We start from the raw sequence: 17,115 nt of genomic DNA on the forward strand, positions 1-17,115 counted from the left end.
AGAACAAGTCCAAATGGCTTCAGGCAAAGTAAAATTTAGGCTAAGCAAGGCGTCTGTTTGCCGTCATGTCTAGACCTGACAAAAAGAGACAACACTGCTTAGCCAAATTTTACAAAACCCCTACAGGCGAGGTTTGGACGCGGCAATCTTTGTGAAGTAGCTTGCTTCACTGCGTTCGCAATGACCAGCATTGCGCTAAAACCATGCAATCCCTCTGCATTTCCGTAATTTATCTTATTGCCATAAATTTGATTTCCGCCATAATAAAATTTTCATATCACCCTCTCCAAGCAGCAATCGGCAATGCTAAGAAAACTCCACACAACTATTCTACTTAGCTCCCTCTCGTTAAATGTAAGCTATGTCAAAGCCGATGATTTTTTCAGTATCAATCCACCGAAAAACCCTTTTAGTATCGGAGTTGGTTTTGGTGCCGTAGAAGGCTTGATGTTTGAAAGCAGCGTTCGCGTTAATAAAAAGCTCAATCTTCGCTTTCAGCACGCGCAAGGACTGAAATACAAAAAATATGACCGCTATGAAGAGTTCGACTATCGTTATTACACCGACGGCAGTATGACCTCTTTCATCTTTGACTTCCATCCTCTGGAAAACGGCTTTTTCCTATCGGCCGGCTATGTTCGCAATAACTTTAAGGTTAAGGGCGATAGCATGATTCCCGAAGGCACAACGCGGAACCTTGGCACATTAAACCTAATCGGTATTCCACTTATTTCCGCCAATGCAACCGCGACAAACGATCTAACTCTGGACGCTAAGGTTCGCTGGAAAGAGTTTGGACCACGTATCGCGACGGGTTGGCTATTTGAATTTAATGACCACTTCTCACTACGTATGGAAGTCGGTGCACTAATTTTTGGCGACCCCGAGCTATCCATTGTCACTAATGGCGAGGTAGACGGAACAGACGTTAATCAAATCGATGCCGTTAACGAAGAACGAGATGAACAACAAGACAACTTTGACGGTGAAGCGGATAAATACGACTTACTGCCAATTTTCAATTTTGGAATGAACTACCGTTTCTAGAAATTTTGCGTTCAGATAAACACTTCGTACAATAAGCCCTAATTCACATCGCATTTAAAAGAGATCATTTGATGACTGACAAGTACGCAGTGGTAGGCTATCCGATTGCCCACTCGAAATCCCCATTAATCCACCGTTTATTTGCTGAACAGACCAACCAGGATTTGAGTTATGAAGCAATTTTAATTGACAACGAGGACACCAGTTTTAACTGGGCCATGGCGGATTTAAAGCAGCGCGGCTATAAAGGCATTAATATCACCGTGCCTTTTAAACTGGATGCTTTTGAGTATGCGGATAGCAAATCAAGCCGAGCAGAAAGCGCACACGCCATCAATACTTTTACGTTTAACGAAGACAGTTCGACTGATGGTGACAATACCGATGGCATTGGCTTAGTGAATGACATCGAAATCAACGGTCAGCGTCCATTTAAAGATCAACGTGTTTTGATTTTAGGCGCCGGCGGTGCTGTGCAAGGCATTATGGAACCACTTCTGGCAAAACAGCCGGCATGCGTGCATATTGCCAACCGCACTGCGAAACGAGCAGAAGTATTAGGACAGCGTTTTGAAACCGATATTCCGGTGACAGCAAGTGGCTGGGACGACATTCCGACCGATGAAAGTTATGACATTATTATTAATGGCACTTCCGCCAGCTTGGATAACAAACTGCCGCCGATTTCCGAAGCTGTGTTGAAAAATAATAGTTTGGTTTACGACATGATGTACGGCGCTAAACCAACCATCTTTCTGAATTGGGCCAAACAACACCAGCCAAGCTGTACCGTTATGGATGGATTAGGCATGCTAGTCGGGCAAGCGGCTGAAGCGTTTTATTTATGGCGAGGCGTTCGTCCGGAAACCGCGCCGGTGATTGCCGAAGTTCGTAAATTGATGGCTGAAGAAAGCTAAGGAAACACAGAATAAGTCCCCATTAAACGAAAAAACGACCTGTCCGAATTTTCAGACAGGTCGTTTTTATTTTGAGCCTAAGTAATTAGGTTCCAGCTTAACTAAAACGATTATTTCAGATCAAAGCGATCGTTGTTCATCACTTTTACCCAAGCATTAACGAAGTCGTTAACGAACTTCTCTTGGTTATCGTCTTGCGCATAAACTTCTGCGTAAGAACGAAGGATTGAGTTAGAACCGAACACCAAGTCAGCGCGAGTTGCCGTGAACTTAGTTGCGCCGGTTTTACGATCATTAATATCGTAAGAGTTACTACCGGTCGGCTTCCATGTGTAATCCATCGAGGTTAGATTCACAAAGAAGTCGTTGCTTAGCACTCCTTCGCGATCCGTGAAGACACCATGTTTTGAGCCGCCGTGGTTAGTGCCAAGAACACGCATACCACCAACTAGAGCCGTCATTTCCGGTGCAGTCAATCCAAGCAATTGAGCGCGGTCTAACATCATCTCTTCCGGTTGCACGACATAGTCGGCTTTCAACCAATTACGGAAAGCATCATGCACTGGCTCCAGATATGAGAATGAATCGACATCAGTCATCTCTTGGGTTGCATCGCCACGACCGGCCGCAAACGGAACCGTTACCTTAACACCGGCATCTTTAGCAGCCTTCTCAACCGCAGCAGAACCGGCAAGAACGATTAAGTCCGCCATGCTAACCGGCTTAGCCAAATCAGCTTGAATACCCGACAGTACATTCAAAACTTTCTGTAGACGTTGCGGTTCATTGCCTTCCCAATCTTTCTGTGGAGCTAAACGAATGCGAGCTCCGTTTGCACCACCGCGCATATCGGAACCACGGAAAGTACGCGCACTATCCCATGCAGTAGCAACTAGATCAGAAACACTTAAACCAGAGGCCAAAATCTTCGCTTTGATATCGGCAACGTCAGCGTCATCCAAAGTGTAATCAACCGGAGGAACCACATCTTGCCAGATTAAATCTTCTTGCGGCACGTCTGCACCTAAGTAACGTGCTTTCGGTCCTAGGTCACGGTGTGTTAGTTTGAACCAAGCGCGCGCGAAGACTTCTGAGAAGTAGTCTGGATTTTCGTAGAATTTTTTCGAGATTTCTCGATAAATCGGGTCTTTGATCATCGCCATATCGGCATCGGTCATAATCGGGTTATAACGCTTAGACGGATCTTCTACATCAACCGGTTTATCCTCTTCCTTGATATTAATTGGCTCCCATTGCCAAGCACCGGCCGGCGATTTTTTCAGTTCCCAGTCGTAATTGAATAGTAGGTAGAAATAACCGTTATCCCATTGAGTCGGGTTGGTTGTCCAAGCACCTTCGATACCAGAAGAAACCGTATTACGACCAATACCACGAGATTTATGGTTATTCCAACCTAAACCTTGCTCTTCAATATCCGCACCTTCCGGGTCAGCACCCAGTTCCGCTGCATCACCATTGCCGTGACACTTACCAACAGTGTGACCACCCGCTGTCAAAGCAACGGTCTCTTCATCATTCATTGCCATACGTTCGAACGTTACGCGAACGTCTTGCGCGGTTTTTAGCGGATCAGGATTTCCGTCAACACCTTCAGGGTTGACATAAATAAGCCCCATCATTACCGCAGCTAGCGGATTTTCTAGATCACGTTGGCCTGAATAACGGCTACCTTCACCGCCAGACGGCTGCAACCACTCTTTCTCAGAACCCCAGTAGATGTCTTTTTCAGGATGCCAGATGTCTTCACGACCGCCGGCGAAACCGAAAATCTTCAATCCCATGGACTCATACGCCATGTTCCCGGCAAGAATCATCAAATCCGCCCAAGACAGCTTATTACCGTATTTCTTTTTGATTGGCCAAAGCAGACGACGAGCCTTATCCAAGTTAACGTTGTCCGGCCAAGAGTTCAGCGGTGCAAAACGTTGATTACCGGTACCGGCACCACCACGACCATCTGCCACACGGTAAGAACCGGCCGAGTGCCATGCCATACGAATCATCAAACCACCGTAATGACCCCAATCAGCCGGCCACCACTCTTGCGAATCGGTCATTAAACCTTTTAAATCTTGCTTAACCGCTTCTAAGTCTAGTTTCTTAAATTCTTCCGCATAATTAAAATCAGCACCCATCGGATTTGATTTGCTATCGTGTTGGTGAAGAATGTCTAAATTCAGTGCATTCGGCCACCAATCCATCACTGAAGAACTGGTTTCCGTATTCGCGCCGTGCATTACTGGACATTTACCTTGAGACATCGTTAACTCCTCATTTTGTTGTTTTTACAGCATATAAAAATGCAATGCCCGTCCAGTTTATGGATTTTCATTCAAAGCACCAGACAATTATTTCTAACGAAACCATAGGAATTATTTATTAACAAAAACTATCAATTTTTCTTAAACCCCTATAAAAAAACTATCAATAAAAACCCGATGCGGATATTTACGCAAATGCTATCATTGCGAGGCACTCTATAAATAATAGCGTTAAAAAGCATACATTTAATGCCATTATGTAAATCTGACTTTCACACCCTAATTTTTCTATTCCTCATTATTGATTTACCTCTTAAATTCTAATAATGTACAAATAGAATCGTTTAATAGTGCTGATTTCGGGCAACATCTATGGGGTAAAATATGCACAGTCATAGCTTCATCTTTCAACCCAACTATCCACAGTCGACAATTGAAAATATCACCGCTACCATTCGCTCTCAGCCTGCTAGCGCGGTTCTAATTCAATTTTTTAGCGGTATTATCAATAAAGATGTTATCGAGTGCTGTCTGAACACTCTTTATGACGAACTCAACCCCATTTGCCAAAAACACACCGGCCAAGAATTAGTTATTATTGGTGCGACCACCACCGGAGAAATTTATGAAGGCATGCTTCTAGAACAACAAATAGTACTAAGCGTCAGCTGCTTTACCAAAAGCACACTCACTTCAACCTTAATACAAACCGACTCAACCCATTCCAACGCCAGCAAGGCTCTTGGTCAACAACTTGCCGAAGCGGTAGTAAAGGAAAACAGCAAAGCCTGCATTTTACTGATGGATGGCTTACTGGTGAATGGCGAAGACGCGGCCAGTGCTTTTACACACAGGGCAAACCAAATCGCGCAGCAACCACCAATCGTTTCGGGTGGCATGGCCGGAGATAATTATCAATTCCAAGAAACCTATGTTTTTCATCGTAATAAAGTCAGTCAAGCCGCAGGTGTCGCCGTCAGCCTCAATAGCACAGTGCTACAAGCTTACAATTGCTACAACCTAAGCTGGCGACCGCTTGGACCAACAGCCACGATAACGAAATCCGAAGGTGCCATCGTTTATGAAATCAACCAACAACCGATAATCGATTTTTATTGTCACTACCTTAGTCAGGAAGTCGTAAAAGGCCTGCCTGAAAGCACGATAGAATTTCCATTAATCATTCAGGGACAGAATGTTCCAATTGCCAGATCAATGGTTCAAGTACTTGATAATGGCGGTTGCGTGTTTGCCGGAAACATGCCGGAGGGAAGTAAAGTGCGCTTTGGCATCGCCGATCAACACCACATGGAAGCGGAGAATAAAATAATGCGTAGTGATTTGATTCAAAAAGGTGTTGAAGCACTGTTTGCTTACTCCTGCTCTGCACGTAAAATCTTTTACGGAGCTGAACTACAAAATGAACTATTGCCCCTCAACAATATTGCGCCGCTAAGCGGGTTCTTTACCTACGGTGAAGTTTATCACTTAAAGCAAAATGATAATTGTGATGCAACCTTGCTGAATATCACCACTACCATCTTGGGACTTTCCGAACAAGCCAAACACGACTATCAACCTAAACCATTCAACAATCCGCATGTCGAAAGTAGCCGCCAGAGCCTTTCCTACCATGCACTGATTAACCTAGCGAACACCAGCTACCAAGAGCTGGAACAGGAAATTGCCGAACTTAAGAAAAAGCAATGCTAGGTTCTTTTGAGCAAGTTTTCACCAACCCCTAAATGCCGAACCATCCAAAAGTAATCGTTAATACGCCTAATATACCAAGGCCAATTGCCGAATAGCGGCCTGCTTTCGGCTCCCCTAAAATCAATGCATATACCGCTTTTAGAAGGTTATTCGAGCCTGCCGCAATCAGAATCCCACTAGCGATTAAAGCGGTATCCGCTGCATAACTGCCGTTAAGCAAAGACAACACAAATGGATCAATATCGGTAAAACCAATAATCAACGACAGATAGCGTAGACCTTCATCACCAAAATATTGGGTAACCAACTGAGTAATCACTGCCATGAGAACAAACAGACCGGCAAAGATAAAAGCGACCTTCAGCTCCAATGGATTACCTGCCTGAGTCAGCATCGGTTTATGCTCAACCCGACGGCGTTCCATTTGGATAAACAGCAGAACCATAACAAAATTCAACAACGCAAAACCGCCTAAAAACGGCGCGAGAATTTTAGCCGCTTCCCATTGAAAAACCGCCGCAATCACCCACAAACGTAAATACATCATCGCTGTAGCAATTAAAATCGCCGCCGTCATTTTGTAACTCATACGAGGAACATCTTGCGATTTTTTACTCAAAACAACCGTGGTTGCCGTCGATGAATAGAGCCCGCCAAAAATACCGGTCACGAGAATACCTTGATCTTTAAACAGATATTTCTGCGCTACGTAACCCAAATAAGAAACTGATGACACAACTACCACAGCGAGCCAGATTTTAAACGGCGACACTGGTAGCCAAGGATGCAGGACTTCGTTCGGGAGCAACGGCAGAATAATCCCGCTCAGAAGAATCAGTTTGGCCAGAGTAGTCAACTCATCGCCGGAGATTTTTTCCGCTAAAGAATTAATGCTTTGCTTGGCATTTAGCACGATCACAATGGTGACAAATATCGCCGCCAAGATCCAAAACGGCTGAGTTTGCGCCAAAGCGCCATAAACGTAAACCAACGCCCAAACCCAAAACAGCAATACACTGCCGTAATCCCTTTTTAAAACCTTGTTGTAATACAGCATATAAATCGCCGTTAGGGCGACAAAACCGATTAGAAACATCCAAAAGTCGAGCAAGAAAAAGCTAAAGCCCGCCATGGCGGTAAAGGCAAAAGTCCGCACCGTACCGAAAAAAACTTCATCGGTACTTTGATGATACTTTTGTAAATATGCCTTTAACTCAAGTCCGGTTAAAAAGCCGAACATCAAAGTCACTATAAATTCACCCCATAGGCTTTCAGCAAAATCCATCGTTTTTCTTACTCTTGTTCAGCCGCAAAATCGTTTTTCAACTTCACATAATGCGCTGCCGAATATTTAAAAAACGCCAACTCTTTTTCTGTCAGCGGGCGAGCTTGCTTAACCGGTGAGCCGACATACAAATAACCGCTTTCCAAAACCTTGCCTGGCGGCACCAAAGCATTCGCTGCAACTAAAACATGTTTCTGCACCACAGCGTTATCTAACACCACCGCACCCATACCGATTAAGCATTCATTTTCAATAATGCAACCATGTAACACCGCGTTATGCCCGACAGTCACGTCCTCGCCAACAAGGCATTTCGAACCTTTAGAAACATCGCTTTCATGGGTGGTATGCACTACCGCACCGTCTTGGATATTGGAACGCGCACCGATTTTTATGTCATTCACATCACCACGCAAAGTCGCATTTGGCCAAATACCTACATCTTCAGCAAGGACGCACTTACCGATCACAACGGCACTCTCATCGACCCATGCCGATTTAGCCATTTGCGGAACAATCCCCTTATATTTTCGAATAGCCATTCCATGCTCCTTATCTTCAAACTCGATCAAATAAAACTTGATTGTAGTGTATTTCAACCAGTAAAAAATTGGCCACGCACAGATTTATGTATGAAAAACGGTCATAAGCTTTATGACTTGATAACAAATTAGGGAGAAAATTTCACAAAACGGCGCAATTTAAATTTTATAGACTCTATGTTGTCGCTAAAAAGCCGTATCATTTAAGTGGGATTAGTGAAAAATTATGTAATTCTCCTGAAGAAGGAGGTAGGAAATGCAAACAGAAACAGTCTTAGATCCGAACACAGCGGATATTGATACAATTAATCGACGACAGTCACCGCGCCAAGATGCTTGTATTCCATCGGTACTGGTCGACAAACAGTCAATGAGCTATACCACAATTATGGATTTCTCCGAAGGCGGTATTCGCTTACGCACATCAATACCTCTTCAAATGGACGATGAGATTGAAGTCATTATTAAACCTTACAATAATCCGACTGCTCGACCAATTCATCTAAAATTAGAAGTCAAACACTGTCGAGTTGAAGATGAAGAAAGTTTTTCTATCGGCACTCAATTGAAAAACTACTTTGACGACATCATGAGCACCCTGCAAAATTACGCCATGCCAAGCAAATCGACTTCATTCAATAGCCGATTAGCTTCAATTTTAGCGTAGCTAAAAACTTAAGAATAAATCGCCACCTAATCCCGTTCCCCATTCCTTCATAGCTGCGCGATTTCACTCCACAAAATACAAGATTATGCCAACGGCATTACCCTTATACCTTGCCAGAAGCCATTCTCATACTTAGAAGTTCTCCCAAAAAATACTCTCGAAGCTTAAGCCTGTCTCATTGGTTTTATAAAGCTCACGAACTCATTCAATTGATTACAACTGTTTAAATAGCCTTTTCAATTTTTGTATGAACAGTTATGGCGGCACTATAACTTAACAAGAGGTGAAGGTACTTGACTGCCCCAAACAAGTAAAATATTATTACCCTAAGAATTAAAGGTTTTTTACTCTGTAAGTTATATTCCAATAATCAAGTATTGGGGGAAGGCTAGCTATGAACCGCTTCTTAAACGCCGTATTATTCATGCTATACGCGGTTCTTAATACCGCAAATGCTGCTGATATAAAAACCAGCAAATTTTATGATGTATACAAATCAGAAGTTGCTGGCTACTCCGGCAAAGCCGTTATTACAAAGATAAACCAATTCATCAATAGCTTTCCTTATAAAGACGATGTATTTACATACAACACTGAAAATCACTGGGCTTCGCCTAGCGAGTACATTAAGAATAAAGGTGGGGATTGCGAAGATAGCGCAATGATGAAAGCCTTGCTCCTGAAAAAACAAGGGGTTAAAACGGTTTATGTTCGTTTTAACAAAAGAAACACTAACCACGTGGCGTTAGTTGCAATTGCTGAAAATAGATTATGGCTACTAGATGATAAAAAACCTTATGTCATTACTAAACAATTAGCTAAAAAACTGAAACTTCAATTCTTTAAAGTTAAAGGACATCACTTAAAAGAAAAAATATTTAGTCACATTCCTACCATTGCACTAGTCGGTGGAAAACCAACGTCTCTTTCTGGAAATTCTGTACAAATCGCAACTGCAATGGATTATTGATTACCAAAGAAATTTATTCAAATTCAGCAGTTAATCTCTTGCTAAAAACCTTAGTCTACTCCCATTCGAATACAGCCTTCCTAACTGTTCCACTAGCTTGTCAAAATTATCGTTGCTAAAGATTATTTCGCAACCATAAACATATTTTTCATGCCAAGGACTAATATGTAACACTCTCAACACACACTCTACACCTTGAAACTTTGGATCAACTAAATCTTTAATATCAAAGATTAAATGTTCATGCAGTGAAAAGATTGAACTCGAAACAAAGCATAAGCCCGTCCCATCTAAAGAAATATCCTTTAGATGGCAAGAAGACTTAATACCACGCTTTTCAATAGTACATTTTTTACGTAGATTGACTCTTCGATATGATCTAAGTTCTGAATTCATTGGCTATTCACTCCCAAGAACCTTAATGACAGATATCTATTATTTTAGCTGACGTTAATATAATAATTGTATTAATAAACTTTTATAGGCTAATCAATTCTTCACCCAGCGAAGAACTCATAAAATATTCCGGCATTAAGGCAGAGTAAATTAACAATATTTAGCGCATGGTAACTAATTCTTCTGCACTAGATGGATGAATTGCAATGGTTGCGTCCAAATCGGCTTTGGTAGCGTTCATCTGTACCGCGACCGCAAACCCTTGCAACATTTCATCCGCACCATCACCTACAATATGAATCCCGACCACACGCTCGTCTTCACCGGTTACTACCAATTTCAGAGCCGTTTTGATTTGATGACCGGTAAAGGCGTAGCGCATCGGCGTAAACACCGAAGTATAAACTTTCACATTATCATGACCATATTCACGACGTGCATCATGTTCGGCTAAGCCAATTGTACCTACCGGCGGATGAGAGAAGATAACCGTCGGCACCGCGTGCAGATCAAGAATCATATCGGGTTTATTGTTATATAAACGCTCGGCAAGGAAACGCCCGGCACGAATCGCCACTGGCGTTAGCTGCGGTTGCCCAGTGACATCACCAATCGCGTAGATATTATCTACTGCCGTTTTATGACGCTCGTCAACCTCAATAAAGCCACGGCCGTTAGCACTCAAACCAGCATTTTCCAGCTTCAATGGTTCAATTAGGGTTTCACGGCCAACCGCCCAAATCACTTGGTCAAAACCAGCGATATGCTGGTCATCTTCACTATGAATAGTGATAGTGCCGTCTTCAGCACGCTCCAACTTCTTAACTTTAAAGTGATACTCTTTGTGAATACCGCTAGTAATCATCGCATCGGTTAGCGTTTCACGAATCATGTCATCAAAGCCTCGTAGCACCAAGTCTTTACGGCTCACCAAAGTGGTGTCAGTACCTAGCGCTTGCAAAACACCTGCCAGTTCAACCGCGATATAACCACTGCCGATTACCGCCACCTTCTTAGGCTGTTCAGTCAGCGCGAAGAAACCGTCTGAAGTAATCCCTAGATCCGCATTTTCAGTTTCTTGCGGAATTGTTGGTTTACCGCCCGGCGCAATAACAATGGTTTCTGCGGTGTAAGTTTTTCCGTCGACTTCAACAGTATGCTCGTCAACAAAAGAGCCCCAGCCTTCCAGAACGTCAACACCTTTATCCGACATATAACCGTTATACCAACTGGTAATGTTATTGATGTAGCCTTCACGCTGCTCAACCAGCTTAGCCCAGTCAAAACCATCCTGTTTCACGTGAAACCCGAAATCCGGAGCATCACGCAAGGCTTCGGCGATGTGCGCACCAAACCACATAACTTTCTTAGGCACACAACCGATATTGACGCAGGTTCCGCCGAGCTTTTTCGCTTCCACTACCGCACATTTTTTGCCATATTCCGCTGCACGTTCTACTACAGACAAACCGCCACTTCCGGCGCCAATTGCAATTACATCGTAATCATATGCCATGTTTATGAAATCCTTTGCTAATGATTCTTATAAGTTCAAGACCTTTAAATGCCTCTCGAACCGAAAATTTGGTAATAAAAAAGGGCTACGGCGGCCATTATGGACACCGCGCCCTTTTCACTGCGTCAGACCTAATGTTGACGCCGTTACTTAAGCTTACTGGTCTTAAGCAGCGTTAGTATTTTCGCTGTTTAGGTAAGCTTCTAGGTCTTCAGAACCACCCACTAGTTCGCCATCAACGAATACTTGTGGAACGGTACCGGCACTCGCCACCGCACGTAGTGTGCGAGAAGTGATACCTGAATTACCTACCGTAATTTCTTCGTAAGTAATCCCTGCATCTTCAAGCATTGACTTCGCTTTCAGGCAGAATGGGCATGTCGGCTTAGTGAAGATAGTCGCAACACGTGGTGCAGAAGCCATCGGGTTAATGTATTTCAGCATCGTGTCCGCGTCAGAAACTTCGAATGGGTCGCCTGGAACTTCCGGTTCAATGAACATTTTTTCGATAACGCCATCTTTAACCAGCATTGAGTAACGCCATGAACGCATACCGAAACCAAGGTCTTCTTTGTTAACCAGCATTCCCATGCCGTCAGTAAACTCGCCGTTACCATCAGGAACAACACGTACGTTGCCACACTCTTGATCAGCCGCCCACTCGTTCATTACAAACGTGTCATTAACCGATACACAAACGATTTCATCCACACCGTTAGCTTTGAAAACCGGCGCTAGTTCGTTGAAACGAGGTAGGTGAGTTGAAGAACAAGTTGGGGTGAAAGCACCCGGTAGAGAGAAAACTACAACAGTTTTGCCGTTAAAGATTTCATCAGTCGTTACATTAACCCAGTCATTGTTTTGACGAGTTGGGAAAGTGACGTTTGGTACACGTTGACCTTCACGATTTGGTAATGCCATTTAAGGGATCTCCTCAATTTAGTTAAACCCAAGCGAATTAAGAGTATGCTTCGCTCCATAGGCAACTAGTTTATAAAAAATGCTAATATCAGTAAATTTTAATATTTTTAAGTAACTGATAGATTCTAACTAATGTAAAGACCTAAGAATCTTCTGCGATAAAAAGCTATAAATACCATAGCATGAGAATGGCTAATAAGGAAATACTAATACAATGAAATATCTTCTTAAGACTAGATATGCTGAATTTAGAAGGGAAGAGGCAAGCACACGCTTATGCTCACCAAATATAAAAAAATCCGTCAAAACTGGACAAAAACCACGTTAAATAGCGAAAAACTATTATCTTTTATTGAAGGGTCTCACCCTGAAGTTTACGCATAAACGGTTCAAGCAAGTCCTTCTCTTGGGCATATTTCATTAATACGCCTAATACTGCTTGGTCTTCGTGCTTGGATGCAATACGCGCCGACAACTGGAACTCATGTTCAGTTACCGCACCTTTAAAACCGCCCAACTCAAGCAATGCCGCAACCATTCCGACATTTTGCAATAGACACGCTGCTTGCAACGCTTTAACGGGTTCACCGGCCGCATCTTTACCGACTTCTAAGTTCGCGGAAACAAAATACTCCTGCACCAATACCTTAGTCATCCAGTAATTCATCTCCGGCTCTGCCTCACTTTCCAAAGCATGCATAAACATCTCTTTTGGATCAGTCTGATGACGATTCACCAGCGTCTTTACGATATTCGAGAAAGAATCGCGATTCTTCTCATCAAAATTCATTAAATTCATAATCTGCTCACTGCAAGGTTTTCAACTGCGCCATTTTAAGACATCACGCAGTTTGACGATAGTTTCGATTATTTTGAAGGCATTATCAAAAGGCAAAAATAATACCACTTCGTTATTAAATGCTTGGTTTTTTGCTTATTACACTTAACTAATCCCTCGCTTAAGAAGAGATCATAAATGAGTATGACTCTGCAAAATTAACTAACTATTTCTAATAGTTTTTACAGACATTACTTAGGAAGCTAAGCTAGCAATAAAGCAAGCCGATGAATTTTTCACCCTAGACTTACAAGTTACGGAAGAAAGCTATAAAATTTGTATTTTTTATACGAAATCTAAATATAAATTGCTAGTGAGAAGAAAATGAAAAGCAGGCCAGAAATAACTGTATCATCAGTAGACTTAGATAGACTCTACTCCTTACTTGACTCTTTGCCGAAAAATAGCATCGCCGGTCTCGATGATCTAGAAGAAGAACTAAGTCGTGCAAAAATAGTCAAACCAAAAGACATGCCTCCAAATGTCGTCACAATGAACTCAACAGTTCAATTTGTTATCGAATCGACTAACAAAGAATTTGAACTGACTTTAGTTTATCCTCAAAACATGAATGCCGACGGCAAAACCATATCCATTCTTGCTCCTGTCGGTAGCGCTTTATTAGGTCTTTCTATAGGTGATTCAATTGAATGGCCAAAACCAGGCGGCGGCACTCTAAATGTTAAAATTACTGCGGTCACCTACCAACCTGAAAGATCAGGCGACTATCAATTATAAAAATACTCCGCTGTAAGAAATTTATCCAGTCTCGTAGAACGGGTTCTTATGCAAAAATTGTGAAGAGACAAACTTTATTGTTTTTTCACAAAATTAAAGAGCTAAACCGCAAGCCACCGCAGAGGCCCAAGCAAACTGAAAGTTATAACCTCCCAACCAGCCAGTAACATCAAGCACTTCACCGATAAAATATAATCCCGGCTGTTTTTTGGCTTCAAAGGTTTTGGAAGAGACTTCATCGGTATCAACACCACCAAGCGTCACTTCGGCTTTGCCGTAACCGCCGGTTTCCGCAGGATAGAGTCGCCATTCACAAATCTGTCTTGCATAAGCTTCCAACACTTCGTCACTGGCATTGGCAATATCCTCCGGTGCCGGATGCAATTGCTGCCAGAACTGCACAAAGCGTTTCGGCCAGAAGCTGCTCAGCCATTTGTTCAGATTTCCAGCCTGTTTGCGCAGTCGTTTTAATTCATCCAAAACACTCACTTGCGGCATTAGATGAATCTCTATCGGTTCACCTTCCGTCCAATAATTGGATGCTTGCAAAATCCCCGGCCCGCTTAAGCCTTGATGAGTAAACAACATCGCTTCTTGAAAACGCATTCCTCCGGCGCTGACCGCAACATCTAACGATAAACCGGATAATTCAGCGATGCGCTCTAGCCACTTGCCTTTAAAATTTAGTGGCACCAAGCCCGGACGAGTTGGCAGCACCTTTAGACCAAACTGCTTGGCGATCTCATACCCAAAGCCGGTAGCTTTCAGTTTCGGGAACGATAAAGCACCGGTGGCAATCACTAATTTATTGGCGTTGAACTTGCCACCCGAGGTTTGTAATTGATAGCGCTCATCCACATAACGAAGCTTATCGACCGAGGTTTTCAGTGAAAATTCAACCTGTGCCCAATCACATTCGGTGCGGAGAATCTGAATTAAATCTGACGCGCGTTCGGAACAAAACAGCTTGCCGAGCTCGCGTTGTTCATAAGCAAGCCCGTGGCGTTCAACCAATTCGATAAAGGCGTTGCTCGGATAACGCGACAGTGCGCTTTTGACAAAATGCGGGTTCCGGCAGATATAGTTTTTAGCGCTGACATCGAGATTGGTGAAATTGCATTTACCGCCGCCGGAAATGCGAATTTTCGCCGCCGCTTTCGGCGCATGGTCAATCACTAAAACCGACAGTCCTTGATAACCGGCCGTCGCCGCGCACATCAACCCAGCCGCTCCCGCGCCGATAATAATGACATCCCAATCGAGTTGAAGACTTGCTTGTTGCTGACTCATTAGTAGAGCGGCTCCCATTGCATATTGCGGCGTTCGATTTCCGCTTTGATTTCGAGCATGCCGCATTCCGCTTCGGCCGCTTGGCCTTCTACGCCAAGCTCAATAAAACGGCGTCCGTCGTCGTCAATTTTCGGCAGACTAAAAAGGCGTAAGCTCGGGAAATTCGGCTCGAATTTTTCCATAAACTCGATCCATTCCGACTCCTGCCCATCCATAATCAGTACCGCATGTTCAACCTTTCGTTCGGTAAACAGAGACTGATAGCAATTATCCAAAACCCATTCCATCATCGGCTGCGCCATCATCGGAAAGCCCGGCATAAAATGGTGTTGTTTAATCGAAAAGCCCGGCACACGATTAAAACTGTTCGGAATAATATCTGCACCCTGCGGATATTCAGCCATGCGCACACGTTGCGGATAAGCGTCTTCGCCAAACTGCGCTTCAATCTCTTTGACCGCTTCAGGATGACGCTCAATCGGCAAATCCAATGCCGCTGCCGCACATTGGCGAGTGCGATCATCCGGTGTCGCGCCGATGCCGCCAAAACAGAACACAATATCGCCACTGGCAAAACTGCGACGTAAGGTTTCTTGCAATCGTTGCGGTTCATCACCCAAAATCTGCACCCAACTAATCGCCAAACCTCGTGGTTGCAGCAAGGCGTTGGCATTTGCCAGATGACGGTCTTGACGTTTTCCAGACAGGATTTCATCACCAATAATAATCAAGCCAATCGCGGGCATAAAATGTCTCCAGAAGGATAGTGAGCGCTATGCAATAATAAGCCCTTTATTATAAAGCATCTGAGAAGGTTAATTTTTGGCTGTGGCAGAAACGAATTATGAACCATCAAAAGACCCTAGCAACCATATTGACCCTAGCTGGCTCTGACCCGAGTGGCGGAGCAGGAGTCCAAGCCGACTGTAAAACCATTCATGCTCTGGGCGGTTATGCGCTGAGTGTCGCTACGGCTTTGACGGCACAGAACTCTCAAGGCGTGCAGGCGGTATATCAGGTTGACCCAAACGTCTTTGCTGCACAAGTCGATGCCTTATTAGCCGATTACCAAATCGATGTGCTGAAAATCGGCATGCTCGGCAATGCTGATAAAGTCGAACAACTAAGCGGTATTCTGCAACAAATTCCAGTCAATACACCCATTGTTCTAGATCCGGTGTTGATTAGCTCCAGCGGCAAAACACTTTTGCAGAATGATGCGATAGCGGTTTTGCTGGAAAAAGTAGTTCCACGAGTCACCGTACTGACTCCAAATATTCCCGAAGCGGAATTTCTGTTAGCGCAAAACGACATTGAGATTGAGTTAAACGATCTATTGTCACAACAAGAGTTCATGGCCATTGCCAAGGCACTTCAACAGCTTAAATGCGACAATATCCTGTTAAAAGGCGGGCACGGATGCGGTGACCAAGCAATCGATTATCTGTTTACCGAACTACAATCCAAGCCGCAAGTTCACAGTTTTGCGCAACCGCGGATTCAAGTGCAACACAGCCACGGCACCGGCTGTACACTCTCTTCCGCAATTGCCACCAAACTCGCGCAGGGTGATTCACTAGAGCAAGCGGTCGCCGCCAGTAAAGATTACCTGCATCAAGCGCTATTACAAAGTGCGACGGGACAGCCGCATTATCGACCATTATCTGAGGCCAAAAACGAAAAAAGCCACCGCAGAGGTGGCTTACATCATTTCTTTGCCAAGTAGTCGCTTATTCGACTGCTTTTTCAACGCCTTCTTTCACGTCTTTGGCGCCATCAGACACCGACTCCATCACACCCTGCGCGCCGTCACCGGTCTGTTCCAGGTATTGAATAATCTCTTCCGCAGCCACTAATGAATCACGCGCCACTTCACGGCTATTAAACCAGTCGAACATAATTGCCAGCGCGATGAAAATCACGATCCAAACAATAATACTAATAAAGCCGAACAGTCTCATCATAGCTAAGTACCTTTTATATCTTGTTTTTA

General features: G+C 43.7%; 17 protein-coding genes. 7 read left to right on the forward strand and 10 right to left on the reverse strand.

Annotated elements, in window-relative coordinates:
• The first annotated feature begins 303 nt into the window (after positions 1–303).
• Both J3998_RS10800 and aroE read left to right on the forward strand, forming a co-directional pair.
• The gene (locus tag J3998_RS10800) at positions 304–1,047 is read left to right on the forward strand and encodes a hypothetical protein (RefSeq protein WP_208150680.1); all 744 of its coding nucleotides are present in this window, start codon (positions 304–306) and stop codon (positions 1,045–1,047) included.
• A 71-nt stretch (positions 1,048–1,118) separates the two neighbouring features.
• Positions 1,119–1,964, forward strand: coding sequence for a shikimate dehydrogenase (aroE, locus tag J3998_RS10805; protein WP_208150681.1), 846 nt, complete (start codon positions 1,119–1,121; stop codon positions 1,962–1,964).
• 110 nt (positions 1,965–2,074) lie between these two features.
• On the opposite strand, the gene katG is transcribed toward aroE, so the two are convergent.
• Positions 2,075–4,246: a catalase/peroxidase HPI gene (gene katG / locus J3998_RS10810; RefSeq protein WP_208150682.1), complete on the reverse strand. Its 2,172-nt coding sequence runs from the start codon at positions 4,244–4,246 to the stop codon at positions 2,075–2,077.
• Positions 4,247–4,630: 384 nt separating this feature from the next.
• Here katG and J3998_RS10815 point away from each other — a divergent pair, with 384 nt between their 5' ends.
• Positions 4,631–5,959: an FIST signal transduction protein gene (locus J3998_RS10815; protein WP_208150683.1), complete on the forward strand. Its 1,329-nt coding sequence runs from the start codon at positions 4,631–4,633 to the stop codon at positions 5,957–5,959.
• 28 nt (positions 5,960–5,987) lie between these two features.
• On the opposite strand, the gene J3998_RS10820 is transcribed toward J3998_RS10815, so the two are convergent.
• Positions 5,988–7,244: an MgtC/SapB family protein gene (locus J3998_RS10820; RefSeq protein WP_208150684.1), complete on the reverse strand. Its 1,257-nt coding sequence runs from the start codon at positions 7,242–7,244 to the stop codon at positions 5,988–5,990.
• 8 nt (positions 7,245–7,252) lie between these two features.
• Positions 7,253–7,786: a gamma carbonic anhydrase family protein gene (locus J3998_RS10825; protein WP_208150685.1), complete on the reverse strand. Its 534-nt coding sequence runs from the start codon at positions 7,784–7,786 to the stop codon at positions 7,253–7,255.
• Between the two features lie 256 nt (positions 7,787–8,042).
• Between J3998_RS10825 and J3998_RS10830 the strand changes: the two genes are divergently transcribed.
• Positions 8,043–8,453: a PilZ domain-containing protein gene (locus tag J3998_RS10830; RefSeq protein ID WP_208150686.1), complete on the forward strand. Its 411-nt coding sequence runs from the start codon at positions 8,043–8,045 to the stop codon at positions 8,451–8,453.
• Between the two features lie 394 nt (positions 8,454–8,847).
• Positions 8,848–9,423, forward strand: a complete 576-nt coding sequence (locus J3998_RS10835) for a transglutaminase-like domain-containing protein (RefSeq protein ID WP_208150687.1) — start codon at positions 8,848–8,850, stop codon at positions 9,421–9,423.
• Between the two features lie 30 nt (positions 9,424–9,453).
• On the opposite strand, the gene J3998_RS10840 is transcribed toward J3998_RS10835, so the two are convergent.
• From J3998_RS10840 to J3998_RS10855, 4 genes are all read right to left on the reverse strand, one after another.
• Positions 9,454–9,819: a PilZ domain-containing protein gene (locus tag J3998_RS10840; protein ID WP_208150688.1), complete on the reverse strand. Its 366-nt coding sequence runs from the start codon at positions 9,817–9,819 to the stop codon at positions 9,454–9,456.
• Between the two features lie 160 nt (positions 9,820–9,979).
• On the reverse strand, positions 9,980–11,335 hold the full coding sequence (gene gorA / locus J3998_RS10845; RefSeq protein WP_208150689.1) for a glutathione-disulfide reductase: 1,356 nt from the start codon (positions 11,333–11,335) through the stop codon (positions 9,980–9,982).
• A gap of 165 nt (positions 11,336–11,500) precedes the next feature.
• Positions 11,501–12,256, reverse strand: coding sequence for a glutathione peroxidase (locus J3998_RS10850; RefSeq protein ID WP_208150690.1), 756 nt, complete (start codon positions 12,254–12,256; stop codon positions 11,501–11,503).
• A gap of 349 nt (positions 12,257–12,605) precedes the next feature.
• A complete protein-coding gene (locus J3998_RS10855) occupies positions 12,606–13,055 on the reverse strand; it encodes a hypothetical protein (protein WP_208150691.1) in 450 nt (149 codons plus the stop codon).
• A gap of 363 nt (positions 13,056–13,418) precedes the next feature.
• Between J3998_RS10855 and rnk the strand changes: the two genes are divergently transcribed.
• Positions 13,419–13,832: a nucleoside diphosphate kinase regulator gene (rnk, locus tag J3998_RS10860; protein ID WP_208150692.1), complete on the forward strand. Its 414-nt coding sequence runs from the start codon at positions 13,419–13,421 to the stop codon at positions 13,830–13,832.
• Positions 13,833–13,925: 93 nt separating this feature from the next.
• On the opposite strand, the gene J3998_RS10865 is transcribed toward rnk, so the two are convergent.
• Together J3998_RS10865 and J3998_RS10870 are read right to left on the reverse strand one after the other, a co-directional pair.
• Complete coding sequence (locus J3998_RS10865) at positions 13,926–15,122, reverse strand: BaiN/RdsA family NAD(P)/FAD-dependent oxidoreductase (protein ID WP_208150693.1); 1,197 nt, start codon at positions 15,120–15,122, stop codon at positions 13,926–13,928.
• Entirely contained in the window at positions 15,122–15,868 is a 747-nt protein-coding gene (locus J3998_RS10870) for a competence/damage-inducible protein A (RefSeq protein WP_208150694.1), read from the reverse strand. The genes J3998_RS10865 and J3998_RS10870 overlap by 1 nt, the downstream gene beginning before the upstream one ends.
• Positions 15,869–15,966: 98 nt before the next feature.
• On the opposite strand from J3998_RS10870, the gene thiD reads away from it, so the two are divergent.
• Complete coding sequence (gene thiD, locus J3998_RS10875; RefSeq protein ID WP_208150695.1) at positions 15,967–16,848, forward strand: bifunctional hydroxymethylpyrimidine kinase/phosphomethylpyrimidine kinase; 882 nt, start codon at positions 15,967–15,969, stop codon at positions 16,846–16,848.
• A 4-nt stretch (positions 16,849–16,852) separates the two neighbouring features.
• Here thiD and J3998_RS10880 read toward each other — a convergent pair whose 3' ends face one another.
• Positions 16,853–17,086 carry a hypothetical protein gene (locus tag J3998_RS10880; protein ID WP_208150696.1) on the reverse strand — a complete coding sequence of 78 codons (234 nt, stop codon included), beginning with the start codon at positions 17,084–17,086 and terminating at the stop codon, positions 16,853–16,855.
• Positions 17,087–17,115 lie beyond the last annotated feature (29 nt).

Source organism: Thiomicrorhabdus marina (genome assembly GCF_017571465.1).
Taxonomy (GTDB): domain Bacteria; phylum Pseudomonadota; class Gammaproteobacteria; order Thiomicrospirales; family Thiomicrospiraceae; genus Thiomicrorhabdus; species Thiomicrorhabdus marina.

Excerpts from the sequence above, each read along its gene's own strand:
- J3998_RS10800 (WP_208150680.1), top strand. The coding sequence starts at position 304 with ATGCTAAGAAAACTCCACACAACTATTCTACTTAGCTCCCTCTCGTTA.
- aroE (WP_208150681.1), top strand. The coding sequence starts at position 1,119 with ATGACTGACAAGTACGCAGTGGTAGGCTATCCGATTGCCCACTCGAAA.
- katG (WP_208150682.1), bottom strand. The coding sequence starts at position 4,246 with ATGTCTCAAGGTAAATGTCCAGTAATGCACGGCGCGAATACGGAAACC.
- J3998_RS10815 (WP_208150683.1), top strand. The coding sequence starts at position 4,631 with ATGCACAGTCATAGCTTCATCTTTCAACCCAACTATCCACAGTCGACA.
- J3998_RS10820 (WP_208150684.1), bottom strand. The coding sequence starts at position 7,244 with ATGGATTTTGCTGAAAGCCTATGGGGTGAATTTATAGTGACTTTGATG.
- J3998_RS10825 (WP_208150685.1), bottom strand. The coding sequence starts at position 7,786 with ATGGCTATTCGAAAATATAAGGGGATTGTTCCGCAAATGGCTAAATCG.
- J3998_RS10830 (WP_208150686.1), top strand. The coding sequence starts at position 8,043 with ATGCAAACAGAAACAGTCTTAGATCCGAACACAGCGGATATTGATACA.
- J3998_RS10835 (WP_208150687.1), top strand. The coding sequence starts at position 8,848 with ATGAACCGCTTCTTAAACGCCGTATTATTCATGCTATACGCGGTTCTT.
- J3998_RS10840 (WP_208150688.1), bottom strand. The coding sequence starts at position 9,819 with ATGAATTCAGAACTTAGATCATATCGAAGAGTCAATCTACGTAAAAAA.
- gorA (WP_208150689.1), bottom strand. The coding sequence starts at position 11,335 with ATGGCATATGATTACGATGTAATTGCAATTGGCGCCGGAAGTGGCGGT.
- J3998_RS10850 (WP_208150690.1), bottom strand. The coding sequence starts at position 12,256 with ATGGCATTACCAAATCGTGAAGGTCAACGTGTACCAAACGTCACTTTC.
- J3998_RS10855 (WP_208150691.1), bottom strand. The coding sequence starts at position 13,055 with ATGAATTTAATGAATTTTGATGAGAAGAATCGCGATTCTTTCTCGAAT.
- rnk (WP_208150692.1), top strand. The coding sequence starts at position 13,419 with ATGAAAAGCAGGCCAGAAATAACTGTATCATCAGTAGACTTAGATAGA.
- J3998_RS10865 (WP_208150693.1), bottom strand. The coding sequence starts at position 15,122 with ATGAGTCAGCAACAAGCAAGTCTTCAACTCGATTGGGATGTCATTATT.
- J3998_RS10870 (WP_208150694.1), bottom strand. The coding sequence starts at position 15,868 with ATGCCCGCGATTGGCTTGATTATTATTGGTGATGAAATCCTGTCTGGA.
- thiD (WP_208150695.1), top strand. The coding sequence starts at position 15,967 with ATGAACCATCAAAAGACCCTAGCAACCATATTGACCCTAGCTGGCTCT.
- J3998_RS10880 (WP_208150696.1), bottom strand. The coding sequence starts at position 17,086 with ATGATGAGACTGTTCGGCTTTATTAGTATTATTGTTTGGATCGTGATT.